General features: G+C 65.3%; 20 protein-coding genes and 2 pseudogenes. 9 read left to right on the top strand and 13 right to left on the bottom strand.

All coding sequences use genetic code 11. The features are described from left to right. Position 1 precedes the first annotated feature (1 nt). A complete protein-coding gene (locus tag AC066S_RS35055) occupies positions 2–613 on the bottom strand; it encodes a PAS domain-containing protein (RefSeq protein WP_478271791.1) in 612 nt (203 codons plus the stop codon). A 288-nt stretch (positions 614–901) separates the two neighbouring features. On the opposite strand from AC066S_RS35055, the gene AC066S_RS35060 reads away from it, so the two are divergent. Then, the gene (locus tag AC066S_RS35060) at positions 902–1,795 is read left to right on the top strand and encodes an efflux RND transporter periplasmic adaptor subunit (RefSeq protein WP_164718950.1); all 894 of its coding nucleotides are present in this window, start codon (positions 902–904) and stop codon (positions 1,793–1,795) included. Positions 1,796–1,970: 175 nt separating this feature from the next. On the opposite strand, the gene AC066S_RS35065 is transcribed toward AC066S_RS35060, so the two are convergent. Then, a complete protein-coding gene (locus tag AC066S_RS35065) occupies positions 1,971–2,819 on the bottom strand; it encodes a caspase family protein (RefSeq protein ID WP_126260595.1) in 849 nt (282 codons plus the stop codon). 442 nt (positions 2,820–3,261) lie between these two features. Between AC066S_RS35065 and AC066S_RS35070 the strand changes: the two genes are divergently transcribed. The 3 genes from AC066S_RS35070 to AC066S_RS35080 all read left to right on the top strand — a co-directional run bounded on the left by AC066S_RS35070 (position 3,262) and on the right by AC066S_RS35080 (position 7,303). Next, on the top strand, positions 3,262–4,989 hold the full coding sequence (locus AC066S_RS35070; RefSeq protein ID WP_135171668.1) for a hypothetical protein: 1,728 nt from the start codon (positions 3,262–3,264) through the stop codon (positions 4,987–4,989). Positions 4,990–5,277: 288 nt separating this feature from the next. Further along, entirely contained in the window at positions 5,278–6,015 is a 738-nt protein-coding gene (locus AC066S_RS35075) for a thermonuclease family protein (protein WP_478271792.1), read from the top strand. Between the two features lie 100 nt (positions 6,016–6,115). Continuing rightward, positions 6,116–7,303 (top strand): pyridoxal-phosphate-dependent aminotransferase family protein, encoded by a 1,188-nt coding sequence (locus AC066S_RS35080; RefSeq protein WP_478271793.1) that lies wholly within the window; start codon positions 6,116–6,118, stop codon positions 7,301–7,303. 169 nt (positions 7,304–7,472) lie between these two features. On the opposite strand, the gene AC066S_RS35085 is transcribed toward AC066S_RS35080, so the two are convergent. Together AC066S_RS35085 and AC066S_RS35090 are read right to left on the bottom strand one after the other, a co-directional pair. Further along, positions 7,473–8,576 (bottom strand): hypothetical protein, encoded by a 1,104-nt coding sequence (locus tag AC066S_RS35085; RefSeq protein WP_478271794.1) that lies wholly within the window; start codon positions 8,574–8,576, stop codon positions 7,473–7,475. After that, a complete protein-coding gene (locus tag AC066S_RS35090; protein ID WP_478271795.1) occupies positions 8,576–10,012 on the bottom strand; it encodes an MBOAT family O-acyltransferase in 1,437 nt (478 codons plus the stop codon). The genes AC066S_RS35085 and AC066S_RS35090 overlap by 1 nt, the downstream gene beginning before the upstream one ends. Before the next feature lie 318 nt (positions 10,013–10,330). On the opposite strand from AC066S_RS35090, the gene AC066S_RS35095 reads away from it, so the two are divergent. Next, positions 10,331–12,430 (top strand): S9 family peptidase, encoded by a 2,100-nt coding sequence (locus AC066S_RS35095; protein ID WP_478271796.1) that lies wholly within the window; start codon positions 10,331–10,333, stop codon positions 12,428–12,430. A gap of 257 nt (positions 12,431–12,687) precedes the next feature. Here the strand turns inward: AC066S_RS35095 and AC066S_RS35100 are convergent, their stop codons facing one another. The 3 genes and pseudogenes from AC066S_RS35100 to AC066S_RS35110 all read right to left on the bottom strand — a co-directional run. Further along, complete coding sequence (locus tag AC066S_RS35100) at positions 12,688–13,407, bottom strand: ribonuclease activity regulator RraA (protein ID WP_478271797.1); 720 nt, start codon at positions 13,405–13,407, stop codon at positions 12,688–12,690. A 130-nt stretch (positions 13,408–13,537) separates the two neighbouring features. Next, the gene (araD, locus tag AC066S_RS35105; protein ID WP_478271798.1) at positions 13,538–15,274 is read right to left on the bottom strand and encodes an L-arabinonate dehydratase; all 1,737 of its coding nucleotides are present in this window, start codon (positions 15,272–15,274) and stop codon (positions 13,538–13,540) included. Beyond that, positions 15,271–15,427 (bottom strand): annotated as a pseudogene (locus AC066S_RS35110) (ABC transporter permease); the annotation flags it as partial. The pseudogene AC066S_RS35110 and the gene araD, both read right to left, overlap by 4 nt. On the opposite strand from AC066S_RS35110, the gene AC066S_RS35115 reads away from it, so the two are divergent. The 3 genes from AC066S_RS35115 (at position 15,387) to AC066S_RS35125 (ending at position 20,135) form a co-directional block, all read left to right on the top strand. After that, positions 15,387–15,956, top strand: coding sequence for a GntR family transcriptional regulator (locus AC066S_RS35115; RefSeq protein ID WP_478271799.1), 570 nt, complete (start codon positions 15,387–15,389; stop codon positions 15,954–15,956). The pseudogene AC066S_RS35110 and the gene AC066S_RS35115 overlap by 41 nt on opposite strands. 191 nt (positions 15,957–16,147) lie before the next feature. Beyond that, the gene (locus tag AC066S_RS35120) at positions 16,148–16,567 is read left to right on the top strand and encodes a response regulator (RefSeq protein WP_126260589.1); all 420 of its coding nucleotides are present in this window, start codon (positions 16,148–16,150) and stop codon (positions 16,565–16,567) included. Continuing rightward, on the top strand, positions 16,545–20,135 hold the full coding sequence (locus tag AC066S_RS35125) for a PAS domain S-box protein (RefSeq protein ID WP_478271800.1): 3,591 nt from the start codon (positions 16,545–16,547) through the stop codon (positions 20,133–20,135). Before AC066S_RS35120 ends, AC066S_RS35125 begins: the two co-directional genes overlap by 23 nt. Positions 20,136–20,226: 91 nt before the next feature. Here AC066S_RS35125 and AC066S_RS35130 read toward each other — a convergent pair whose 3' ends face one another. After that, complete coding sequence (locus tag AC066S_RS35130; protein WP_135171660.1) at positions 20,227–20,862, bottom strand: response regulator transcription factor; 636 nt, start codon at positions 20,860–20,862, stop codon at positions 20,227–20,229. A gap of 148 nt (positions 20,863–21,010) precedes the next feature. Here AC066S_RS35130 and AC066S_RS35135 point away from each other — a divergent pair, with 148 nt between their 5' ends. Beyond that, positions 21,011–21,322, top strand: a complete 312-nt coding sequence (locus tag AC066S_RS35135) for a hypothetical protein (RefSeq protein ID WP_478271801.1) — start codon at positions 21,011–21,013, stop codon at positions 21,320–21,322. Positions 21,323–21,477: 155 nt separating this feature from the next. Here AC066S_RS35135 and AC066S_RS35140 read toward each other — a convergent pair whose 3' ends face one another. The 5 genes and pseudogenes from AC066S_RS35140 to AC066S_RS35160 form a co-directional block, all read right to left on the bottom strand. Next, positions 21,478–21,981, bottom strand: a complete 504-nt coding sequence (locus AC066S_RS35140; RefSeq protein WP_126260585.1) for a response regulator — start codon at positions 21,979–21,981, stop codon at positions 21,478–21,480. Positions 21,982–22,122: 141 nt separating this feature from the next. Continuing rightward, positions 22,123–22,440 (bottom strand): PilZ domain-containing protein, encoded by a 318-nt coding sequence (locus AC066S_RS35145; RefSeq protein ID WP_126260584.1) that lies wholly within the window; start codon positions 22,438–22,440, stop codon positions 22,123–22,125. Between the two features lie 2 nt (positions 22,441–22,442). Next, positions 22,443–23,321, bottom strand: coding sequence for a CheR family methyltransferase (locus AC066S_RS35150; protein ID WP_126260583.1), 879 nt, complete (start codon positions 23,319–23,321; stop codon positions 22,443–22,445). Between the two features lie 59 nt (positions 23,322–23,380). Further along, the gene (locus AC066S_RS35155) at positions 23,381–23,767 is read right to left on the bottom strand and encodes a response regulator (protein WP_018321619.1); all 387 of its coding nucleotides are present in this window, start codon (positions 23,765–23,767) and stop codon (positions 23,381–23,383) included. 31 nt (positions 23,768–23,798) lie between these two features. Then, positions 23,799–23,951: pseudogene (locus AC066S_RS35160) on the bottom strand (chemotaxis protein CheW); the annotation flags it as partial.

Consider the following 23,951-nt stretch of genomic DNA (forward strand, 5'->3'; position numbering starts at 1 on the left):
TTTACGGCTGGGCCGCGACCTGCGCCGTGACGTCCTCGACGTGGTGCAGCAGGTAGAGCAGACGGCCCGCCGCATCGTGGATCGGTGAGTTGATCGGCTGCCAATGGCGCTCGACGAAGACCCCGCCGGGATCCCTGATGTCGTAGCGCTGGACCGCCATGGCGTGCGCCCGGCCGGTCTCGCCGACGATCTTCAAGCTGCTGTAGAGGTTGCTGACGCCATCGGCGAGCGGATCGTCGGGATTATCGGGAAATATCTCGAACAACGACCGGCCGGCGATTTCGGCCCGGTCGGTCAAGGTCGCCACGGCATAGGCATCGTTGATGTCGACGATCACGAGGCCCGGCCCCGGGTCCAGCAGCATATAAGGATGCGGCGAGGCATCGAATTCGGGCTGGAATTGCCGCCGGATCGTGTTGGCGTCGCCTTGCTGCCGCCGCCGCTGTTCGAACGGCGTCGTATCGGCGCCTGAAACCACCGAGCTCAGCAGCGCCAATTGGCGCTTCGCCGATGCCAGCAGCCCCCGCACGGTGTTCTGGACCGTCGGATCGGTCGCTTCATGGAGCAGCCGCTCGAAATGAGCGATATTCTGCTCGCAAACGAACCGTTGCATCCCACCTTGACCATGAGCTGTGCGGCGGCACTACCGCGTTATCCCGATCCCAATCCCATACAGGCGGCTCTGGCCTGTGAGAAGGCCGCCAGAGTCGCACCTTGGGAGTAGCGCCGGCCGCGGGGCGCCGCCCGCAAGAAGCGAACCTGTTCTCCATTCCCGCGACTAATCAAGGACTTGCTGCGACGGCTCGCGGCGGCGCGGCCTCCTTTTGGGGGACAACGCTGCCGTAGTCCGCGACCCTGCCATCTGCTATCGATTGGAGGCATAGAACCCGTGGAATTTCCGATGCGTCATTTGCCCCGTGCCGTTGTTCGAAGCCTGTGTCCCGCAGCCGTCGCCGGCGCGCTGGTCCTCGGTTCATTTCCGGCCAGAGCCGCCGATGACGAGGCGCCCAAGGGGCCGGCGGTCACGGTGCTGAAGGTCGCAAAATCCTGCTTCTCCGACATCGTCGAGGCCACCGGCACGATCATCGCGCGGGAGGAGACCTCGGTGCGGCCCGAGCGTCCGGGCCTGAAGGTCACGGACGTGCTGGCGGAAGCCGGCGACACCACCACCGCCGGCCAGGTGCTGGCGCGGCTGGCGCTGCCCGAGGGCGGCACGCTGCAGGTCACCGCGCCCGTGGCGGGCGTGATCGCGACATCGACCGCCCAGATCGGCAATTTCGCCTCGGCCAAGGGCGAGGCGCTGTTCACGATCGTGGCGCGCAGCGAATACGATCTCGTCGGCCTCGTGGCGACCTCCGATATACGCAAGCTCGCCGTCAATCAGCCGGCGTCGGTGCGGATCGCAGGGAGCGGCGACATCGACGGCAAGGTGCGCCGCATCGGCCCGACCATCGAGCCCAACATCCAGCAGGGCATGGTCTATATCGGCATCTCCTCGCAGAAGCGGCTGCTGCTGAAAGCGAGCGGACGCGCGCTGATCAAGACCGGGCAGAGCTGCAACGTCGCGGTGCCTCTGACATCAGTGCAATATTCCTCCGCCGGCACCGTGGTGCAGGTGATCCGCCGCAACCGCGTCGAGACCAAGCGTGTCGAGGTCGGCTTGATGTCGGGCGGCAATATCGAGGTCCGCGACGGCCTCAACGAAGGCGATGTCGTCGTCGCCCGCGCCGGCGCGCTGCTGCGTGAAGGCGATCCAGTGCGTCCCGTGATGGCGAGCGCGGAAGCGGCGAAGTAGGGCGATGCTTCACCCTCCCCTGGAGGGGGAGGGTCGGCTCACATGAGCGCAGCGAAATGTGAGACGGGGTGGGGTGATCTCTCGGCAACGGGCACTGTTCGTGGGGAGAGATCACCCCACCCCGCTCGCGCTTACGCGCGATCGACCCTCCCTCTCCAGGGGAGGGTAAGAAAAACTAGCCACCGGCTTCGCCGAAATGGACGTCTTCGAGCAGCGAGGAGGAGACGGTCGGGACCTGATCGCCTTCGCTGGCGCGGGAGATGGCGAGGCGGGTCTTGTTGAAGACGCCTTCGGCGCTGCCCTTGGCATTGAGGTTGCTCAGGAACTCGCTGACCAGCACGCTGTGCTCGCCCTTGCCGTCGTCGACGACCTTGCCGGGCGAGGCCGAGGAGAGGATCAGCGCATTGTCGGACGCGCTGATCGGCGCGAGACCGTGGCTGTAGGAGCGGAAGCGGCGCTCGTAGGGGTTACGGCGGGAGGCGTCGACGACGACGAGCTTGGCCTTGGCGCCCTGCTCCTTCATCATGTCGAGCACGCCGTCGATCGAGACGCCCTGGCGGCGGACGTCGCTTTCCTTCCAGATCACGGCGTCGACCGGCAGCATGTAGCTCTCGCGGCCGGCCTGCACGCCGTAGCCGCCGAAGAACAGCATGACGACGCTGTCGGGCTTGATCCGGGACTTCAGGCGGCTCACGGCACGGACCATGTCGTCCCGGGTCGCGTCTTCCACCATGTCGACGTCAAAGCCGTTCTTGCGCAGGGACGAGGACAGCGCGCGGGCGTCGTTGATCGACTGCGTCAGCGGCGCGCTGGCGTCGGGATAATGTCCATTGCCGATGACCAGCGCGAGGCGCGAGGACTGGCCGATCGAGCCGGTGATCTGGTCGGTCGAGACGGCCTTGGCGGCATCGATCGCACGCATGTTGAGAGCAGCATGGGCGCCGATCACCAGCGAGACCGTGCCGATCAGGGCAGCGGCCACCGCGATGGTGCGTCGGGAAAGGTCGAGCTGCTTTACATTCATCTCGGTTCGTTTCCTGTGCCAAAGACCAGCCAAGCGCGCGCACACTGTTTGAGTAGCGCGATAGCGTCTTTAGGTTTGAGGGATTGGCCGGGGATGTGCCCCCGAATTGCGCGCAATTTGCGGCGCCGCACCAAACAAACCTTTAACCGGATATAGGGCGCCCGGCAACAGATTGCTCAGAATTTCAGCTAAGCTGCTGAAGATACTTGATAAATCCGTCGCTTGGATTGCTGCATTTCCTGCTCTCCCCGTACCCTTCCGGGCCCGATCATGCAGCCTTCGTGCCGGCTTCTTCCGTGACTTTCATCACATTTGTTTTTCCTGCGAATCCGGGTAGCTTTTTCAACGACTTGCAGGGGGTGGCGCGCGGCTGGGAGTGCGCTGGCCGGCCCCTGGCCAAGACCCGCCAAGACCCCGCCCAAGCCTCGCGACCAGGTACTTCATGAGCTTTCATTATTTTGCCGGCGCCGCCTGCCGGGCGCTGCTGGCGCCGAAGGACGGCCCTTCGCTGTACGACGTGTGCGATCCCGTCCTATCGGGCCCGGCCAGCGGCGATCCGCATCTGGCCAAGTTCTACAAGACCGCGCTCGGCAATCCCGCGCTGCGGGTGCTGCTGCGGCGGGCCGGGCTGCCCGAGCTGCGCGACGAGGCCAGGCTGACGGCGCTGCGCGAGGCACTGGTTCGCGCCCGCGACGAGGCCGAACCCGACTGGGCGGCGGTGGGCCAGCCGGTCGCCGATCTCGTCGACAGCATCGCGCTCGACCATCCCAAGCCGCCGCCGGCGATGTTCACCGGCTCCGCGCCGCCCGAGGCGCAGATCGACGCCGTGATCCGGGATTGCGCGCAGCATCTGCTCGGCTCCTACCGCAAGAACGGCTTCCTGCCGACCTATGCCGCCTTCAATCTGATCGGCGATCCCGATTTTCGCGGCCGCGAGCTGATCATGGCGCTCACGGGCCTCAATGCCCGCGGCTACAAGAATTCCTCGCTGCTGTTCAACCTCGCCCGCGTCTTCATCGCGCGCTCGCCGGCCCGGGCCGTCGTCAATCCGCCCTGGCGAGGAATCGCCGAACCGATGTGGGAGCCGGTGCAGATCCGGCACCGCTCGGCCTATTACGACGCGTTCTTCATCGAGGCGCTGCTGAGCTATGGCGAGACCGGCCTCGCCTCATCCGCCGACAAGGTCGCGGCACAGCGCGCCATCGCCGACATGGTGGATTTCTGCGTCAACATCAGCCGCGAGGAGGTCGACGGCATCGACGGCGCGCGCTTCAACGTCGTCACCGCGCTGGCACCCGCGCCGCATCCGCGCTTCTCGCGCTACTTCGCGCAGATCAAGCAGGATCTCGGCTTCGGCATCTACGTGCCGGATTGCGACACCACGGCGTGCTCGATCTCGGCAGCGACGCAGGCCGGCTGCCTTGATCCGATCATCGACCAGCCGCTGCTCGACTTCTATTCCGGCTACCAGGTGCGCGCCGGAATCAACGCGCCGCGCGTGACCGTGCCGCTCAACGACAACATCGATTACGAGGGCGGGGTCGCGACCTGGATCGACAACATCGAGGGCGAGCGGCCCTACGGCAACGATCTCGATCCGACGCTCAATCTCGACATTCTCGAGGTGAGCTTTCGCAACCTCGCACGCTGGAAAGTGCTGGAGACGCCGTCGCGGCTCGCCACGGTGCATCGCATCATCGGCTTCCAGAAGCGGCTGGCTGCGAGTGGCGCCTTCGCCAATCCGCGTTCCCACATCTATTACCTGCCGGAACTCTACAGCGCCTATTTCGGCCGCTGCTATGCGGCCTTCCTGGCGCTGCCGCTGGCGGCGCAGGCCGCGATCGATCCCGGCGGCGATTTCGACTTCATCCGCGATCGCGTGCTGTCCTACGTCAAGGGCGAGCTGATGGCCGCGGAGATGAACGTGTTCGACGCCGCGCTGGCGCTGATTGCACTCGGCCATCTCGGCGCCGACCCGCGCGCCTTCGCACCGGCGCTGAGCGTGATCCTCAGTGCCATCGGCGAAGGCGGCCGCCGCGGCCCGTTCCGCGCCTATGAGTGGAACAAGATGAAGACGCCGACGCGGATCCTGGTGGGCGGGCCGGAGGTGACGTCGGCCTTCGTGCTGATGGGGCTCGCGCTGGCGAAGCGGGCGATGGCGCGGGGGTAGGTCTCTTACCCTCCCCTGGAGGGGGAGGGTCGGCACGCGATCGAGCGAAGCGAGATTGCGTGACGGGGTGGGGTGATCCCTCCACGCAGACACTGCCCGTGTGGAGAGATCACCCCACCCCGCTCGCGCTTCGCGCAATCGACCCTCCCCCTCCAGGGGAGGGTCAGCAACGCCGTCACAATGACGGGAAGTTGAAAGCCAATTCGTCGGGCCCAAGCTGGCCGACAGGCCAAAAGCCGACCACAATTGCACGGCTTATCGAGATTTCATCACACGCGGACCGGCACGTTGCGAAAATCACTGATTGCGCTGGCTTTACTCGGCTTGTCTCGGCTCGCACTCCCCGCGCCGGCTGAGGCCGCCGACATCACCGGCATCGCAAAAGTTCGCGCCGGCGATGCCGTCGTGATCGGCAATACGCGGATCCGGCTCGGCGGCATCGACGCGCCGGCGATCGACCAGCTCTGCCTCAACACCAAGACCGAGCGCTGGACCTGCGGGATCGCGGCGCGCGACGAGCTCGCCAAACATGCCGACGGCAAGAGCTGGGCCTGCCACACGAGGTCGATCGACCGGCGCGGCCGCACCGTGGCGCGCTGCGAGGTCGGCGGCGAGGACATCCAGAAATGGCTGGTGCGCAACGGCTGGGCACTGGCCTACACCCGCATGTCCCACGATTACGAAGCGGACGAAAAGGCTGCGCGCGAGGACAAAGCCGGGATGTGGCAGGGGGCCTTCATCGCGCCCTGGGACTGGCGCGTCCGCAACAAGAAGACCGTCATCCTCGGCGCCACCAAGGCGCCCGACGGGGCGCATGCGGTGCTGCTCGCCTCGGCCTCGGGCCCGGTCGCCCCCTCCCCGGATTGCACAATCAAGGGCAACGTCAACAGCGCCGGCGAGTGCATCTTTCACCAGCCGACCAGCCGCTGGTACACCCAGATCAAGATGAAGATCAGCAAGGGCACCCGCTGGTTCTGCTCGGTCGAGGAGGCCGAAGCCGCCGGCTGCCGCGAGACGAAGCGATAACCAGACCTGCGTTTTACGTGCTTTTCTCAAACCCCAGCCGCGCGTAAAACGTGATTCAGCAACCCACCATCCTGTTCTCTGGCAACAAGGACTGACAGCAATGACCGTTCGCGCGGGCCGGGAGTTTCTGGCCATCCCCGGGCCCACCACGATGCCCGACGAGGTGCTGCGGGCGATGCACCGTCCGGCGATCGACATCTACTCCAAGGAGATGCTCGACCTGACCGAGAGCCTGCTCGGCGACATCTCGAAGCTGTTTGCGACCAAGGGCAAGTCCTACATCTACATCGCCAACGGTCACGGCGCCTGGGAAGCCGCGCTCAGCAATGTGCTGTCGCGCGGCGACAAGGTGCTGGTGCTGGAGAGCGGGCGCTTCGCGATCGGCTGGGGCAACGCGGCGGCGCTGATGGGCGCCGAGGTCGAGGTGCTCAAGGGCGACTGGCGCCGCGCGGTGCGGCCGCACGAGGTCGAGGAGCGCCTGCGCCGCGACAAGGAGCACAGCATCAAGGCCGTCGTCGTGGTCCAGGTCGACACGGCTAGCGGCGTGCAGAACGACATCGAGGCGATCGGCAAGGCGATCAAGGCGTCCGGCCATCCCGCGCTGTACATGGTCGACACCGTGGCCTCGCTCGGCTGCATGGCGTTCGAGATGGACAAATGGGGCATCGATGTCGCGATGTCCGGCTCGCAGAAGGGCCTGATGACCCCGCCCGGCCTCGGCTTCGTCGCCGCCAATGCGCGCGCGCTCGAGGTGCACAAGAAGGCCAACATGTCGACGCCCTATTGGAGCTGGAGCGAGCGCGAGGGCACCGAGAATTATCGCAAATATGCCGGCACTGCGCCGGTACACCTGTTGTTCGCGCTGCGCCGTGCGATCGACATGCTGCACGAGGAAGGGCTTGAGAACGCCTTCCGCCGCCACAGCCTGCTCGGCGAAGCCGCGCGCCGCGCCGTTGCCGTCTGGGCGGAAGGCCAGGTGCTCGGCTTCAACGTCGCCGAAGCGAGCGAGCGCTCCAACACCGTGACCACGGTGACCATGAGCAACGGCTACGACCCCGCGGTGCTGCAACGCTATTGCAAGGACAAGTGCGGCGTGGTGCTCGGAACCGGCATCGGCGACCTCTCCGGCCAGGCCTTCCGCATCGCCCATATGGGCCACGTCAACGCGCCGATGCTGCTCGGCACGCTCGGCGTGATCGAGGTCGGCCTGAACGCGCTGAAGATCCCGCACGGCAAGGGCGGACTCGAGGCGGCCGTGTCGTATCTCGGCGACGAGGTGGCGGTGTAATAAAGCGGCGCTCGTGCCCCGGACGCAGCGCAGCACGGAGTGATGCGCTGCTGAGCCGGGGCCCACGTGGCTGCGATGGGTCCCGGCTCAGCAGAGCGGCACTTCGCGCCGCACCGCGTCCGGGACACGAGACCAACGATCAGCAAATCGATCTTGAGCTCTGGCCAGGTTACGGCTGTGGCACGCGATACGCCTCGACCTGCGCCTTCAGCTCCTCCAGCGACGCGGTCGGCTGCTTCGGATCGACGCGATATTCCCCGCTCGCCAGCCATCTCAGCACCATGGCGTCCACCACCGGCGAATGGTGGATGACGTCGCTGTAATTGTTCAGATCGTGCGTCACTTCCTTGACCGCGCGGAAATCGTGCAGGCGCACATTGGGAAGCGGCGTCAGGCGCCGCGCGATGACGGCCGTGAGATCGGTAACAATCTTCAGCGTGGCAGGCGAGGCCTCGCGCATCGCGACGAATTGCAGGATCGAATAGGGCGGGAAGTAGACGTCGAAGGTGACGTCGGGGTGACGCGCGATCAGGCCGACGGCATCGCGCTCGAAATGCCGCACCATGGCCTCATAATTGTAGCCTTCGCCGAGGAAACGGCTTCGCGTGGGATTGGTGATGTAACTGAAGGCAGCGAGCGTCTTCTTCGCATTGTAGTCGCGCGCGACGTCGAAATCCCGCGGCAGCGCGTAGATGTCGTCGACGTCAGGCAGCGCGAATTTCACAGGCAGGAACGGCGCGGCCCGGGTCAGCGGCCGCCGCAATGGGGGAGCCGAGCGCAGCAGCGCGAACATGGATTCCTTCGCCATCGCGGCGCTGAACAGATAGGACGCAACGCCCTTCGCCGTCCCGCGGTAGAGATCGACGGAGAGATAAGGATCGGCCTCGATATCGGCGGCATCGATGAAGATGAAATCGTCCATCGCCCAGATCACCCGCCTGGCGCCGCGCCCGATCGCCTGCTCCAGCACGAAAGCCTGCTGGCGCGAGTTGGAGCCGGTCATCGCCAGCTTGAGCGAATGCACGCCGAGCGCGCGGTCGATGTCGCTCTGGCGGAAATGGATTGCGAGCGAGGTCCCCATGAAAGCAGTGTCGAACGACTGGCTGCGGATCAGCCCGGCATTCTGCATGCGCGTGTCGTCTGAATAGAAGGCAAGGCGCGAAGGACGGAACAGTTGCAGGGGATCGACGGCATAGGTGAGCGCTGCGGCGCCCAGCACGCACACGATGCTCGCGAGCAGAAGACGCGCCAGATGTGTGAAAGCCCCGCGCATCAGAACCGGAAATAGATGAATTCGCTGTGGCTCTGGATGCCCAGGATTCCGAACGCGAGCACCAGCGACGCCACATAGAGGAACAGCGGCCGCATCCGCCCTGCCCGAAAGGCTTCGCCGACCCTGCGGCCAGCGTGGTCGTATCCCATGATGCCTTGCGTGTTCGGCGCCAGCCACACCAGCGCGGCGTAGATGGCGACCATCACCAGCGCCGCGATCTCCTCGCGGCCGAAGACGATATTCGAGGGATCGGCCATGGCCTGGAGCACGCGCAGCGCCCATGTGACGCTCTCGGCGCGGAAAAACACCCAGGCGACGACGACGGCCAGGAATGTCAGCGCAGCTCCGGCGATGCGGGCCGGCCGCGCGAGACCAGATGGAATCGTCGGCACCAGCGCAGTGAAGGCGTGATTGACACAGAGATAGGCGCCGTGCAGCGCGCCCCAGATGACGAAGGTCCAGGCCGCGCCGTGCCAGAGCCCGCCGAGCAGCATCGTGATCAGCAGATTGGCGTAGCGCAGCACGCGACCCCTGCGGTTGCCGCCGAGCGGGATGTAGAGATAGTCGCGCAAAAATTGCGACAGCGTCATGTGCCAGCGGCGCCAGAACTCGACGATGCTGGTCGCCTTGTAAGGCGAGTTGAAGTTCACGGGCAGGAAGATGCCGAACATCAGCGATATCCCGATCGCCATGTCGGAATAGCCGGAGAAGTCGAAATAGAGCTGGAACGTGTAGGCCAGCGCACCCAGCCAGGCCTGGTCGAAGCTCGGCGAGCGCGCCTCGAAGGCGAGCGCGACCAGCGGCTGGATGCCGTCGGCGAGGCAGGTCTTCTTGAACAGGCCGATGGCGAAAATGATGACGCCGCACAGGATGAGATGCGCGTCAGGATGTTTGGACTTTTCCTGCTCGAATTGCGGGATCATGTCCTTGTGGTGGAGGATGGGCCCGGCGATCAGATGCGGGAAGTAAGTCACGAACAGCGCGTAATGCGGCAGCGCGTAGGCCGCGACCTGGCCGCGATAGGCATCGACTAGGAACGCGATCTGCGTGAACGTGTAGAAGGAGATGCCGACCGGCAGCAGGATTTGGACCGCGAGATGGGTGCCGAACAGCGCGTTGACATTCTCGGTGACGAAACCGGCATATTTGAAGATGCCGAGCCCGAGGAGATCGCCGGCGACGCCAAGCGCGAGCACCGCCTTCCGTCGTGACGGGCCGAGCTCCGACACGATCAGAAGATGGCCGACGCCGTAGTTGAAGCCGATCGACAGCAGCAACAGGGCCACGAACTGCCAGTTGCCGATGGCGTAGAAGGCGAGCGAGGCCAGTGCCAGCCAGATCACCGGCGTGAGATTGCTGCGCTGCCCGAGCCAGAAATGGCCTGCCAGCACCAGGGGCAGGAACAGCAGGATGAACGGGTAGGAATTGAACAGCATCTGGCTGGACCGGCGGCGGGGATATCGTCCCTAAAGCATACAAGGGGCCGATCAACAACCCGGCGGCCTGGCGCGGACGCGCTGGCAATTGGCGGAATCGGAGCGATATAAGGGAGGGCAGCGAGTTGCGCTCTTCCCCCTCTCCCCGCTTGCGGGGAGAGGGTCGGGGTGAGGGGGAGTCTCCGCAAGACTGGTGAGAGTTGGATTCGCGGAGAGTCCCCCTCACCCGGAATTTGCTCTCGCAAATCCCGGCCTCTCCCCGCAGGCGGGGAGAGGTGAAGAAAGGACGCTGCGCGAATGAGACACAACGAGGACCGAGTGACCCAAGCCAAGATGCCTTCCCAGCCCCCCGTCGCCCCGCGCCGGCCGCATTCCTTCACGCAGCACGGGATCACCGTGACCGACGACTATGCCTGGCTGAAGGACGCGAAATGGCAGGAGGTGCTGCGCGATCCCGGCGTGCTCGATCCCGACATCCGCAAATATCTCGACGAGGAGAACGCCTATACCGAGAGCCTGCTCGGCCACACCGCTCCGTTGCAGAAGACGCTGGTGCGCGAGATGCGCGGACGGATCAAGGAGGACGATTCCAGCGTGCCGTCGCCCGATGGTCCCTTCGCCTATTTCCGCCGGTTTCGCGAGGGCGGGCAGCACGAGCTGTTCGGCCGCATGCCGCGCGAGGGCGGCGACGGCGAGATCGTGCTCGACGGCGATGCGCTGGCCAAGGACCACAAATATTTCAAGTTCGGCGGCAGCCGGCACTCCTATGATCACAAGCTGCAGGCCTGGAGCGCGGACACCAAGGGCTCCGAATATTTCTCGATCCGCGTCCGCGACTGGGCAAGCGGCAAGGACTTCGACGACCTCGTCGAGGAGACCGATGGCGGCGTGGTCTGGGCCAAGGACTGCAAGAGCTTCTTCTATGTGAAGCTCGACGACAATCACCGGCCGATGCAGGTGTGGCGCCACAGGCTCGGCACTGGGCAAGCCGACGACACGCTGGTCTATGAAGAGCAGGATGCCGGCTGGTTCACCCATCTGCACGAGAGCACCAGCGGCCGCTTCTGCGTGATCGCGGGCGGCGATCACGAGACAAGCGAGCAGCGGCTGATCGATCTCGCCAATCCCGAGGCGCCGCCGCGCCTGGTCGCCGCGCGCGAGGAAGGCGTGCAATATTCGCTGGCCGACCGCGGCGATCAGCTGTTCATCCTCACCAATGCCGATGACGCCATCGACTTCAAGATCGTCACCGCGCCGCTCTCTTCGCCCGAGCGCAAGAACTGGCGCGACCTGATCCCTTACCGGCCCGGCATCTACATCATCGACCTCGATCTCTATGCCGGCCATCTGGTGCGGCTGGAGCGCGCCAATGCGCTGCCCTCGATCGTGATCCGCGATCTCGCCTCGAACGAGGAGCACGCCATCGCTTTCGACGAGGCCGCCTATTCGCTGGATACGATGGGCTCCTACGAATTCGAGACGACGAATTTGCGCTTCTCCTATTCGTCGATGACGACGCCGTCCGAAGTCTACGACTACGACATGGCGACGCGCACGCGCACCCTGCGCAAGCGCCAGGAGATCCCGTCCGGCCACAACGCGGCCGATTACGTCACCACGCGTATCATGGCGAAGGCGCATGACGGCGCCGAGGTGCCGGTGTCGATCCTCTATCGCCGCGGGCTCAAGCTCGACGGCTCGGCGCCGCTGCTGCTCTACGGCTATGGCTCCTATGGCATGGCGATGCCGGCCTCGTTCAATGCCAACCGCCTGTCGCTGGTCGACCGCGGCTTCGTCTATGCCATCGCGCATATTCGCGGCGGCGCCGACAAGGGCTGGGGCTGGTATCTCGACGGCAAGCGCGAGAAGAAGACCAACTCGTTCGACGATTTCGCGGCCAGCGCCCGTGCGCTGATCGACGCGAAATACACCAGCGCCAGGCGCATCATTGGCCATGGCGGCTCGGCCGGCGGCATGCTGATGGGCGCGGTCGCCAACCGCGCCGGCGAATTGTTCGCCGGCATCGTCGCCGAGGTGCCGTTCGTCGACGTGCTCAATACCATGCTCGACGACACGCTGCCGCTGACGCCGCCGGAATGGCCGGAATGGGGCAACCCGATCGAGAGCGAGAAGGATTTTCGCACGATCCTGTCCTACTCGCCCTACGACAACGTCGCGGCGAAGGACTATCCGGCGATCCTGGCGATGGGCGGGCTTACTGATCCCCGGGTCACTTACTGGGAGCCCGCCAAATGGATCGCTCGCCTGCGCGCCTCCATGACCGGCGGCGGCCCGGTCCTCCTGCGCACCAACATGGGCGCCGGCCACGGCGGCGCCTCAGGCCGCTTCGACCGGCTCGACGAAGTCGCGATCGTCTACGCGTTCGCGCTGTGGGCGGCAGGGATGGCGGAGGCGTGATCTTCGCCCGTCCCGGCTTGCGGCAGGCCATCGCATTTGAGAGCTTTTCCCTGCGGCCATCCTTCGAGACGCCCGCCTTTGGCGGGCCCTCAGGATGAGGACCGAGTGCGTGACACCGGTTGCAACAAGCAAAGATGCCGCTCAGCCTCATCCTGAGGAGACCGCGAAGCGGTCGTCTCGAAGGACGAGGCGCGCGCTCAGCTCGCGAATGATCCCATATGCGATCGCCCTGCCGCTTGCGCGGAGAGGCGAAGAGACTACCTCGCGTTCTTCTTCCGCCACTCCGCAAAGTCGGTGAGCGTCTGCGGGTCGGTGGCGGGATAGAGGCCGAAGATGCCGCGGCCCTTGCCGACTTCCTCGGTGACGAAATCCTCGAACGCGGTCATCTCGAAGGTCTCGTTGGCGATCTCGTCCGCGAGATGCGCCGGGATCACGATGACACCGTCGGCATCGCCCAGGATGACGTCGCCGGGAAACACCGGCGCGTCGCCGCAGCCGATGGGAACGTTGATCTCGATCGCCTGGTGCAGCGTGAGATTGGTCGGCGCCGAGGGGCGATGGTGATAGGCGGGAATGCCGAGCCTGGCGATTTCGGCGGAATCGCGAAAACCGCCGTCGGTGACGACGCCGGCGACGCCGCGCTTCATCAGCCGCGTCACCAGGATCGCGCCGGCAGAGGCCGCGCGCGCATCCTTGCGGCTATCCATCACCAGCACGGCGCCGGGCGGGCAATCCTCGACCGCCTTGCGCTGCGGGTGCGAGCGGTCCTTGAACACGTCGATGGTGTTGAGATCCTCGCGCGCCGGCATGTAGCGCAGCGTGAAGGCCTCGCCGACCATGGTCGGCTGGTTCGCGCCGACGGGATGGACGTCCTGGATCATCTGGATGCGCAGGCCGCGCTTGAACAGCGCGGTGGCGACCGTGGCGGTGGAGACGGATTTGAGCTTGTTGCGGGTGGCTTCGGAAAGTTTTGTCATGTCGTTCTCTCTCATGGCGTCATTCCGGGGCGCGCCACTTGGCGCGAGCCCGGAATCCATCGAGCGACAGCGATTGCGGCCTGATGGATTCCGGGCTCGCCGCTTCGCGGCGCCCCGGAATGACAGGTGGCTAATAAATCGACGGCTCGCCGATCGGCGCGCCGAAATCGGTCTCGAGGAAGTCGAAGTCACAGCCGTCATTGGCCTGCTTGATATGCCTGGTGAACATCCAGCCATAGCCGCGCTCGAAGCGGCGCTCGGGCTGCTTCCAGGCGGCGCGGCGTTTTTCCAGCTCGGCTTCGGGAACATCGAGATTGATGGTGCGCGCGGCGACGTCGAGCGTGATGCGGTCGCCGTTCCGCACCAGCGCGAGCGGACCGCCGACATAGGATTCCGGCGCGACGTGCAGGATGCAGGCGCCATAGCTGGTGCCGCTCATGCGCGCATCCGAGATGCGAACCATGTCGCGCACGCCCTGCTTCACGAGCCTGGTCGGAATCGGCAACATGCCCCATTCCGGCATGCCCGGCCCGCCTTGCGGCCCGGCATTGCGCAGGATGAGAATGTGGTCCTCGGTGACGTCCAAGTCGGGATCGTCGACCGCCTTCTTCATCGACGGATAATCGTCGAACACCAGCGCAGGCCCGGTATGTTTGAGAAAGCGCGGCGCGCAGGCGGAGGGCTTGATGACGCAGCCGTCGGGCGCGAGATTGCCCTTGAGCACGGCAAGCGCGCCCTCCTTGTAGATGGGATTGTCGATGGAGCGGATCACGTCGGCGTTGTGCACCTCGGCGCCGTCGATGTTCTCAGCCATCGTCCTGCCGGTGACGGTGATGCAGTCGAGATGCAGATGCGGCTTGATCTGGCCCATCAGCGCCGGCAGGCCGCCGGCATAGAAGAAGTCCTCCATCAGGTAGGTGTCGCCGCTCGGCCGGACGTTGGCGATGACGGGCACCTTGCGGCTCGCGATCTCGAAATCGTCGAGGCCGATGTCCTGGCCGGCACGGCGGGCCTGCGCGATCAGATGGATGATCGCATTGGTCGAGCAGCCCATCGCCATCGCGACCGCGATCGCGTTCTCGAAGGCCTTGCGGGTCTGGATCGTCTTTGGCGTCAGATCTTCCCACACCATCTCGACGATGCGGCGGCCGCATTCTGAGGCCATGCGGATGTGGTTGGCGTCGGCGGCCGGAATGGAGGAGGCGCCGGGCAAGGTCATGCCGATCGCTTCCGCAATCGCGGTCATGGTCGAGGCCGTACCCATGGTCATGCAGGTGCCGTAGCTGCGCGCGATGCCGGCCTCGATGTCGAGCCAGTCCTTGTCGGAGATCTTGCCAGCGCGGCGCTCGTCCCAATATTTCCAGCCGTCGGAGCCGGAGCCGAGCGTCTTGCCCTTCCAATTGCCCCGCAGCATCGGGCCAGCCGGCAGATAGATCGCCGGAATGTTCATCGAGGTGGCACCGAGCAGCAGCGCCGGCGTGGTCTTGTCGCAGCCGCCCATCAGCACGACGCCGTCGACGGGATGGCTGCGCAGCAGCTCCTCGGCGTCCATCGCCAGCAGGTTGCGATAGAGCATGGTGGTCGGCTTGAGCAGCGATTCCGACAGCGACAGCGCCGGCAGCTCCAGCGGCAGGCCGCCGGCCATCAGGATGCCGCGCTTGACGTCGTCGACGCGCGACTTGAAGTGCATGTGGCAGGGCTGCGCGTCCGACCAGGTGTTGAGGATCGCGATGATCGGCCGGTCCTTCCACTCCTCCGGCGCGTAGCCCATCTGCATGGTGCGGGAGCGGTGGCCGAACGAGCGCAGATCGTCGGGCGCGAACCAGCGCGCGCTGCGGAGCTGATCGGATGTTTTCTTCTTGCTCATGATTGAGTGCCCCATTTCTGGACCGTGTTCCGCTCGATGGCGCGGAAGATCAGGTTCTCGACAAAGAGGCCCGATGATTATCACGGTCAAGAGGCCTGCGAAGACTGCAGGTATGTCGAGCAGATTGCGGTTCTCGAAGATGAACCAGCCGAGCCGCGACGCCCTGATGCGCCTCGAGGAAGAAGGGCTCGTCGAGGTGTTTCCGCAGCACGCGACCGTGGTCAGCCGGGTCGATGTCGGCCGCGCCGAGCAGGCCCATTTCCTGCGCCAGGCGCTCGAGCTCGAAATCGTCCGGCTGCTCGCGGAGCAACACGACCAGGCCCTGGTTCTCCGCCTCGACCACGCCATCGCGCTGCAGCAGCAATTCGCCAAGGCCGGCGATTTCGAGAGCTTCATCGCCGCCGACAATGATTTTCACGCGCAGCTTTATGCCGCGGCCGGCGAGCAGGAGTTGTGGACGCTGGTGCGCAGCCGCAGCGGACATATCGACCGGCTGCGCCGGCTGCACCTGCGTTCGCCCGGCAAGGCCCAGAACATCCTCCGTCACCACCGACTGATCACCCGTGCGATCGAGGCCGGCGACCCCGGCGCCGCGCAACAGCATCTGCGGAAGCACCTGTCGGGCACGCTGAGCGAGCTCGACAAGATTCGAAGCCATTATCCGGAATATCTAACCGATTAGACGGGCGATCCCGGCGCTTATGCACGCAACCGTGCATAAGCATGCCCTGTTTTGTTTCGGCTTAGGCGAGCGTTCACCGGCCATTCGCGAAGTGCTTGCAGGCCGGGCGGAATCCGCGCAACAATTTCATCTTTGATGGCTTGATTTGCGGCCGATGGGGAATGGCCTGTCCGGCGCGGAGGAATGCAGACGTGGCCAACATCCTGATCGTGGATGACGACCCGGCCGTTCAAATCACGATCCGGCTGCTCCTGGAGAGGGCCGGTCATCACGTCACCCTCGCCGGCGATGGCCGCAAGGGGCTTGCGCTGTTCGAGGCCGGCCGGTTCGATCTGCTGTTCCTCGACATCTTCATGCCCGGCATGGATGGGCTGGAGACGATGCGTCACATCCGGGCGTTGGCCCCGGCCATTCCCATCATCGTCATTTCCGGCCGCTCGGCCGCGCCGGATGCCTATGCGGAACCCGATTTCCTGAAGATGGCGACCAAGCTCGGCGCGGTGGCAAGCCTGCCGAAGCCATTCCGGCCCGGCGCACTGCTCGCCGCAGTCGATGGCTGCCTGAAGGCGGGTGAGCCGGAGGGGTCCGATGTCAGCTCCGGCCGCCGATAACGAGGGCTCCTCTGCTTCAGGCCAGATCGGCCGCGATCATCCGGGAAGTCCTGCGAGCATCCCCATGACGCTCACCACGCGGCTGGCCATCGCCATGATCCTGCTGGTGGCGGTCACCGTGGCCGCGGTCGGCTGGCTGGGCTATCGCAACACCACGCAAGCGGTCATTCCGCGGGTCCTGGAACGGGTCGAGGCCCAGTCGCGCCTGCTGGCGACCAATCTTGAATCCTACGTTTCCGGAGTGCGCGGCGATCTGATGGGTTATCGCGCCGCCGCGGCCATCCAGGGCCTGATCCGCGCTCACGGCGGCGGCGGAATTGATCCTGCTGACGGCGTCTCGGAACAAACCTGGCGCGAACGTATCGCCGCGCGGCTCGCGGCCGAGATCGAGGCCAAACCTATCTATGGGCAGTTTCGGATCATCGGCGTCGATAACGACCAGCGCGAGCTCGTCCGTGTCGATCGCTCCGGACCGGACGGAGTACGGATCGCCCCGGACAACGAGCTGGAGAGCAAGAGCGATCGACCGTACTTTCAGCAAACGATCCGGCTGCCGCCTGGCGAGATCTATGTGTCGCCCGTCGATCTTGCCACCCGCCAAGGGGGCACCACGACCCCTCACGTTCCGACTCTCCGGGTGGCGATGCCATTGTTCGCACAGGACGGCAAGCCGTTCGGCATCATCGTCGCCAATATCGACATGCGCCCGGCCCTCGACCACGTCCGCGCGACGACGAACTCGGGAGGAGAGATCTACGTCGTGAATTCGCACGGCGACTATCTCGTTCATCCCGATCGCTCGCGCGAATTCGGCACGTTGCGTGATCGTCCCAGCGACTGGCGCAAGGACTTCCCCTATTTCGCGGCTCTGACGGGCACGCAGGATGTCTCCACGCGGCTCATGACCGACGGGTCGGGCCGGCCGAGCGGTGCGGCCCTCGCCCCTGCGCTGCTTGCCGGCAAGGAATGGGTCGCCGTCATCGAAACAATTCCCGCGCCTGTGTTCGGCCTCGTACCGGCAGCGATCCAGAAGACGTCCCTGCTGGTCGGCATACTGGCCGTCCTCGCCGCAGCCGGGCTTGCGGTTCTGGTGGCGCGCTCGCTCACGCGTCCGATCGGCCGCTTGACCGCGGCGGTCCAGGCCATCGGCAGCGGCCGTCCGGCGGACATCCCGGTCGATGCCAGCGGTGAGACGGGCGTGTTGGCGCGGGCCTTCGCGCAGATGGTCGAGGAAACAAGGGTGAAAACCGCTGCGCTCGAACGCGAGATCGAGGAGCATCGCCGCACCGAAGCCGCGCGCAGCCATCACGCGGCGCGCGAGCGCCTGTTCAGCGCCGCGATCGAATCCTCCGACGATGCGATCGTGATGCAGACGCTCGACGCCATCATCACGGGCTGGAATCCGGCCGCCGAGCGTCTGTATGGCTATTCGGCGGACGAGGCGATCGGCAAGCCGACATCGATCATCGTCCCGGCGGACCGCCGCGAGCAGGGCAAGGAATATCTGGCGCGGATCGCGGGGGGCGAGCCGATCGAACGTTTCGAGACGGTGCGCCTGCGCAAGGACGGCACGCCGGTCGAAATCTCGCTCAGCCTGTCGCCGATCAAAGGTCCGTCGGGCGAGATCATCGGCGTCTCCGGGACCGCGCACAGCCTGACCGAGGCGCGGCGGGCCGAGCGGCAGCTCCAGCAGCAGCTCGAAGAGCGCCGGCAGATCTTCGACACTTCGCAAGACCTGATCATGGTCATGGACTCGCACGGCCACATCGCGCAGATCAGCCCGAGCAGCGAGACCATTCTCGGCTACCGGCCGGACGAGATGATCGGCCGGAGCGGCGCCGACTTCATTCATCCCGGTCATCTGGAGGGCTCCCGCGCCGAGATGCGCGCGCTGCGCCGCGGCGAGCGCGTCAAGATTGCCGACACGCGCTGCCTCCACCGCAACGGACACGAAGTCTGGCTGTCCTGGCTCGGCAGCTGGTCCGAGCAGGCGCAGCGCTACTTCTTCGTCGGGCGCGACATGACGGAGGCACGGCTCGCGCAGGAATCGCTGCGCGAGAGCGAGCGGCTCGCCCGCAACATCATCGAGACCTCGCTCGACGCCTTCATCCAGACCGACGAGACCGGCAGCATCCTGAACTGGAACTCGCAGGCCGAGCAGCTGTTCGGCTGGCGCCGCGAGGAGGTGCTCGGCAAGAGCACGATCGACCTCATCGTCGCCGAGAGCGAACGCGAGCGAGTGAGGTCGGGTCTGCAGCAGTTCCTGGCGAACGAGAACGGCAGGTCGCTGAACCGCCGCCGCGAGCTCATATGCCGCCGCCGCGACGGCAAGGAATTCAAGGCCGAGCTGAGCGTCACCGCGCTGAAGCGCCGCGAAGGCCTGCTGTTCAACGTCTTCTACCGCGACCTCACCGACAAGATCGCCGCCGAGGAGCGCATCCGTCACGCCGAGAAGATGGAGGCGATCGGCCAGCTCACCGGGGGCGTGGCGCACGATTTCAACAACATCCTCACCGTCATCACCGGGACGATCGAAATCCTCGCGGAGGCCGTCGAGAAGGAGCCGCAGCTTGCGGCCATCACGAAGATGATCGACGAGGCGGCCGCGCGCGGCGCCGATCTGACCCAGCACCTGCTCGCCTTCGCGCGCAAGCAGCCGCTCCAGCCGCGCGAGATCGACATCAACTCGCTGGTGGTCGACACCGCGAAGCTGTTGCGGCCGACGCTGGGCGAGCAGATCCAGATCGAATCGGTGTTCGAGGACGAGAACTGCGTCGCGATCGTCGATCCCAACCAGCTCACCACCGCGATCCTCAACCTCGCGCTCAATGCCCGCGACGCCATGCCCGGCGGCGGCAAGCTGATCCTGGAGACGGGCGCCGCCTATCTCGACGAGGTCTACGCCAGTGCGAACGATGTGCCGCCGGGGCACTACGTGTTGATTGCCGTGAGCGACACCGGCACCGGAATCCCCGCGAACCTGCTGACCAGGGTGTTCGATCCCTTCTTCACCTCGAAGGGACCGGGCAAGGGCACCGGACTCGGGCTGTCGATGGTCTACGGCTTCATCAAGCAGTCCGCGGGTCACATCAAGATCTACAGCGAAGAGGGCCACGGCACCACGATCAAGATGTACCTGCCGCCCGGCAAGACGCCGACGGCGGCCGGCGAGGGCGTGACGCCGGCGACCATCGAGGGCGGACACGAGACGATCCTGGTGGTCGAGGACGACAGGCTGGTGCGCGACTACGTGCTGGCGCAGCTGCATTCGCTCGGCTACGTCACCTTGCAGGCCGCGAACGCCGCGGAGGCGCTCGCGATCGTCGCCGCCGAAAAGCCGTTCGACCTTCTGTTCACCGACGTCATCATGCCCGGCAAGATGAACGGACGGCAGCTTGCCGACGAGCTGATGAAGACGCGGCCCGACCTCAAGGTGGTGTACACGTCGGGCTATACCGAGAATGCGATCATCCATCACGGCCGGCTGGATTCCGGCGTGATGCTGCTGGCCAAGCCTTATCGCAAGTCGGATCTGGCGCGGATCATCCGCAAGGCGCTGAGCGCCTGAGGCTGCGTAGCCCGGATGAGCGAAGCGATATCCGGGACTTTGCAGCAGCGGTCCCGGGTGTCGCTTCGCTCACCCGGGCTACAAGAGCTTGCTACGACGCGCGCTGGGCCGCGGTCATCACGATGCGGATCAGATCCGCGGCGTTGCGCGCGCCGAGCTTCTTCATGATGTTGGCGCGGTGATCCTCGATCGTGCGCGGGCTGATGCCGAGCGTGCGACCGGCTTCCTTGTTGGACGCACCGGAAGCAAACTGCTCGAGCACCTCGCGCTCCCTGCGCGTCAGCGGCTCGCGTCCGGGGAAATGCAGCGAGCTGAATTTCGGCGAGGCGTTCTCCGCCTGCCTGCGTGCATAGGCGCCGATCGCCTCGTCGAGCCGGCCGACGATCTCGCTGCCGCGGAACGGCTTCTCGATGAAGTCGAGCGCGCCGCTCTTGATCGCGCCCACCGCCATCGCGATGTCGCCCTGTCCGGAGATCATGAAGATCGGCGCCGGATAGTCCTCGCCCTGCAGCTCGTTCAGAATGTCGAGCCCTGACTTTCCGGGAATGTGCACGTCGAGCAGGATTGCAGCCGGCGTTCGGCTTCGCGCGACGGAGAGCAGCGCCGCGCCGTCCGCAAAACAGATCACCTCATAACCCGCCGCCTTCAACACCATCGACAGAGTGTCGCGAACGGCAGGGTCGTCGTCGACCACGAAGATTTCACCGCGAGAGCTTTGTTCGGCCATGTGCCACATCCGGTTGGCATGAAGGACTCGCGTCCGCGCCAACCGTTATGGCGTTCGGCGCGGATTCGGCCCACCCGTATTTGTACGGGACATGGACTTACCGCACAAGTAGCGGCAGGGTGCCTAATTGCGGGTAGGGAGACTATCCATGCAAAATTTCGCTGGCGCACCCCCGATCGTCGCGAGGCCCGAAACCGACAGCCGTCAGTTGATCGCCGCCGATCTTCGCGCTCTGATCACAGGGATCGAGAGCAGCATGCGCCTGATCGACGCAGCCATGATGGAAGCCAGCGCGTTGGAAACGGGTCCGGCCCGCGGCGATCCGGCCGGTTCCGCCGACATTTTCGTGCTCGACGACGTCACGCCGCGTTATGCGACGGCGAGCGCCGCCCTCAATGCGTGTCGGGCGGGCCTTGGCCACGCCCTGCGATGTCTGTCTGATTCCGGCAACCCGGCATAGAGCGCGATCGGCGCGGCGCGCCGCTCGCATCCCATCGCATGGCGGTTCCGCACGCCTAAAGCAGGATCCGGAAGAGCGCGCGGCGGTCTTCCGAGAAGATCATGCTTAAACAACAAGCTGAAGCGCGATGGCGCTTCATTCTCATTGTATCGTGCTTAGGCGCGGTGCCGTTCCACGATCGCGTCGGTGGCGACACCGCCCCAGGTGTGGATCGCGGGAAGGCCCATCGCGATCTTGCCCAGATTGGCGAGGCTGATGCGCAGGGCCGCGAGGTCGAGCGGCTTCGGCAGGCTCTGAAGCTCGATCCCGACGGACCTGGCGAAGCTGCGAGCGGCGCTGCGGCGCTTGCCGTCCATGCCGCTGATGACGATCACGGCGCCGCCGAACTTCGCCGCCGCCATCTCGCGCAGCACGTCGATGCCGTCGCCATCCTCCAGCACGAGATCCAGCGTCACGCAATCGAAGCGGGCGGTGCGCAGCTTCTCGATCGCATTCGCCACGGACGGCGCCACGGTGACTTCGTGGCCGGCCTGCTTGGCGGCGACGGTGATCAGGCTGCGCTGCGTGGCGTCGTCATCGACCACCAGAAGCTGAAGCGCACGCCGTTCGGCGCCGTCGGGCAGGTTTGACGTCATGGGCGAAAGAGGGCTTCTGGGCATTTCCGTATCCTGAGATTGAGACCGGCAACGGATACAATGTTCGCGCTTAGGCCCCGTAAAGCTGCCGCCGCGAATTCGCTTTGAAATCTTCAGAAAATGTGAAGCAAGAGATCGGAAGGGACGGCAACGGACGCGGGCGGATCACGCCGCGGCGTCATGGCCGCCGGCCGCTCCGCGCTTCTTCCTGTTCTTGCCGCGCAGGAACTGGATGTCCATTTCGGCGCCGTTGACGCGGACCAGCTCGCAGCGACGATAGGCAAGGCCCGTGGACGACAACAGCAGGAAGAACTCTTTCAGGTTCAACCCCTGGATCGAGCCTTCCACCGTGAGAATGGCGTCGGTGTCGGAGATCGCGTTGAGCTTGCAGTCGCGGCGCCAGGTGCCGTCGATGGCCATGATGCAGACATCGTAGCCGCGACTGAAAGTCACGCGTTCGCTACCCTTGCCATCCTCGGCCATGTCTATCGTCCTGCCATCACCGCGAGGCGCGGCGCCGCGCCGGCGAGAACCGGCTTGGCGGCGGCGGCACGCGGATCGTTCGGCTTGTAGAGGCCGCGCCGCTCCGCAATCGGGCGGAACGTATCGGTGAGACCGACCACGGTTTCGGCCGCGCCCAGCACCAGGAAGCCATCGGGCTCGATCTGGCGCGCCAGCCGGTTGAAGATGTTGATCTTGGTATCCTGGTCGAAATAGATCAGCACGTTGCGACAGAAGATGACGTCGAAAGTGCCGAGCTGGGAGAAGTCGTGCAGCAGGTTGAGCTGGCGATGCTGGATCATCGCCCGCAATTCGGGATTGATCTGCCAGGTCTCGCCGGTCTGCTTGAAGTATTTGACCAGCATCTGGATCGGCAGGCCGCGCTGCACCTCGAACTGGCTGTAGACGCCGGCCTTGGCCTTCTCCAGCACCTCCTGCGACAGATCGGTCGCGATGATCTCGATGCGCCAGCCGGTGAGGGCCGCGCCCATCTCCTTCAGGCACATCGCCAGCGAATAGGGCTCCTGCCCGGTCGAGCCGGCGGCGCACCAGATCCGCACGCTGCGTTTGCCGGCACGCGCCTTGATGATCTCGGGCATGATGTGGTCGCGGAAATGATCGAACGGGACCTTGTCGCGGAAGAAGAAGGTCTCATTGGTGGTCATGGCTTCGACCACGTCGGTGATCAGCTGACGCGCGCCGCCTTGCAGCTTCTGCACGAGCTCGGCGATGCCGGAGAGCCCGGCCTTGCGGGCGAGCGGCAACAGGCGGCTCTCGATCAGATATTGCTTGTCTGCGGACAGGTCGAGACCGGAATTGTCCTTCAGGAACTTACGCAGGTACTCATACTCGGTCGGGGTCACTGATCGCCTCTTCGAAGCTGTACTGGAACATTCTGGCCAAATGCGCGGGCCAGATTCGCTCAGACCATGGCTTGTCCGACCGGGATCAGGCCGACTTCAGCAAACTTGTCGGCGATAATGTCCTTGTCGAAGGGCTTCATGATGTACTCGTTGGCGCCGCCGCTGAGCGCCTGGGCGATGTGAGCCACATTGTTCTCGGTGGTGCAGAACACCACCTTGGGCTGGTCGCCGCCGGGCAGGCGGCGCATGTGGCCCATGAACTCGAAACCATCCATCACGGGCATGTTCCAGTCGAGCAGCACCGCATCGGGCAACTGCCGCTGGCAGATCTCGAGCGCCTTCGAGCCGTCCTCGGCCTCGGTCACCTCGAATTCCAGGCCTTCCAGAATCCGGCGCGCGATCTTGCGCACCACGCTGGAATCATCGACCACCAAGCAGGTTTTCATTTTGGTTCTCCGGCTCCGATGTTTCGTTGGCTCACGCGGCCATCTGCACTTTGGTTTCGAGCTCGAGGACGCGATCGACGTCGAGCACGACCATGAGCTGTCCGTCGAGGCGGTGGACGCCGCCGGCGAGCTTGGCCATGCGGGGATCGAGGTTGACGGGGTTCTCTTCCATGCCGGCCTCGGG

It is taken from the genome of Bradyrhizobium sp. CFUWI (assembly GCF_056429085.1).

Excerpts from the sequence above, each read along its gene's own strand:
- araD (WP_478271798.1), bottom strand. The coding sequence starts at position 15,274 with ATGAGCAAGAAGAAAACATCCGATCAGCTCCGCAGCGCGCGCTGGTTC.
- AC066S_RS35085 (WP_478271794.1), bottom strand. The coding sequence starts at position 8,576 with ATGCGCGGGGCTTTCACACATCTGGCGCGTCTTCTGCTCGCGAGCATC.
- AC066S_RS35155 (WP_018321619.1), bottom strand. The coding sequence starts at position 23,767 with ATGAAAACCTGCTTGGTGGTCGATGATTCCAGCGTGGTGCGCAAGATC.
- AC066S_RS35135 (WP_478271801.1), top strand. The coding sequence starts at position 21,011 with ATGCAAAATTTCGCTGGCGCACCCCCGATCGTCGCGAGGCCCGAAACC.
- AC066S_RS35125 (WP_478271800.1), top strand. The coding sequence starts at position 16,545 with ATGTCAGCTCCGGCCGCCGATAACGAGGGCTCCTCTGCTTCAGGCCAG.
- AC066S_RS35080 (WP_478271793.1), top strand. The coding sequence starts at position 6,116 with ATGACCGTTCGCGCGGGCCGGGAGTTTCTGGCCATCCCCGGGCCCACC.
- AC066S_RS35065 (WP_126260595.1), bottom strand. The coding sequence starts at position 2,819 with ATGAATGTAAAGCAGCTCGACCTTTCCCGACGCACCATCGCGGTGGCC.
- AC066S_RS35140 (WP_126260585.1), bottom strand. The coding sequence starts at position 21,981 with ATGCCCAGAAGCCCTCTTTCGCCCATGACGTCAAACCTGCCCGACGGC.
- AC066S_RS35100 (WP_478271797.1), bottom strand. The coding sequence starts at position 13,407 with ATGACAAAACTTTCCGAAGCCACCCGCAACAAGCTCAAATCCGTCTCC.
- AC066S_RS35060 (WP_164718950.1), top strand. The coding sequence starts at position 902 with ATGCGTCATTTGCCCCGTGCCGTTGTTCGAAGCCTGTGTCCCGCAGCC.
- AC066S_RS35055 (WP_478271791.1), bottom strand. The coding sequence starts at position 613 with ATGCAACGGTTCGTTTGCGAGCAGAATATCGCTCATTTCGAGCGGCTG.
- AC066S_RS35115 (WP_478271799.1), top strand. The coding sequence starts at position 15,387 with ATGTCGAGCAGATTGCGGTTCTCGAAGATGAACCAGCCGAGCCGCGAC.
- AC066S_RS35145 (WP_126260584.1), bottom strand. The coding sequence starts at position 22,440 with ATGGCCGAGGATGGCAAGGGTAGCGAACGCGTGACTTTCAGTCGCGGC.
- AC066S_RS35090 (WP_478271795.1), bottom strand. The coding sequence starts at position 10,012 with ATGCTGTTCAATTCCTACCCGTTCATCCTGCTGTTCCTGCCCCTGGTG.
- AC066S_RS35070 (WP_135171668.1), top strand. The coding sequence starts at position 3,262 with ATGAGCTTTCATTATTTTGCCGGCGCCGCCTGCCGGGCGCTGCTGGCG.
- AC066S_RS35130 (WP_135171660.1), bottom strand. The coding sequence starts at position 20,862 with ATGGCCGAACAAAGCTCTCGCGGTGAAATCTTCGTGGTCGACGACGAC.